Source organism: Streptomyces flavofungini, assembly GCF_041028215.1.
In the GTDB taxonomy this organism is placed as follows: Bacteria; Actinomycetota; Actinomycetes; order Streptomycetales; family Streptomycetaceae; genus Streptomyces; species Streptomyces flavofungini_B.
In genome coordinates, this window is the sequence record NZ_JASKYR010001448.1 from 1 (window position 1) to 561 (window position 561).

Here is a 561-nt window from a genome sequence, read left to right on the forward strand (position 1 = left end):
CTCCCACTCCCAAGCCCGCATCTGGCTCCTTGAGTCCCTCGACGAGGGGACCATCCGCACCTACAACATGGTCGAGGCCTACCAGCCCGCCAGGCCGCTCGACCCCGCCGCGCTCGAAGCCGCCGTCGGCTTTGTGATGGACCGTCACGAGTCGCTGCGCACCGTCTTCCAGATGTCGGGCGACGACGGCGCCGGAGAACTCCTCCAGATCGTCCGTCCGGCGGGACGGCTGCGGGTGCGGCCCCGCTTCCAGCGGGTCGCCCCCGAGGAGTTCGACGACGCCCTCGCCAGGGCCCGCGCCGAAGAGGGCCGATTGCGCTTCGACCTGGCCGCGGGGCCGCTGTTCCGGCTGCGCTGCCTCACCACGGCGGGCCGGCCCCCGGTGCTGCTCTTCAACGTCCACCACTCGATCAACGACGGCTGGTCCTACGGTGTGCTGGTGCGCGACCTGCTCGCCGCCGCCCGCGCCTTCGAGCGGGGCACCCGGCCCGATCTGCCGCCGGTATCGGGCTATCTGGCGCACACGGCACGCCTGGACATCGAGCTGGCCGGGCCCCGGGG

The 561-nt window shown here is 72.7% G+C and carries 1 protein-coding gene; it reads left to right on the top strand.

The window, feature by feature from the left end:
- Positions 1-561: condensation domain-containing protein (locus tag AB8Z36_RS41585; RefSeq protein ID WP_369218507.1), on the top strand; the 561-nt coding region annotated here is incomplete at both ends.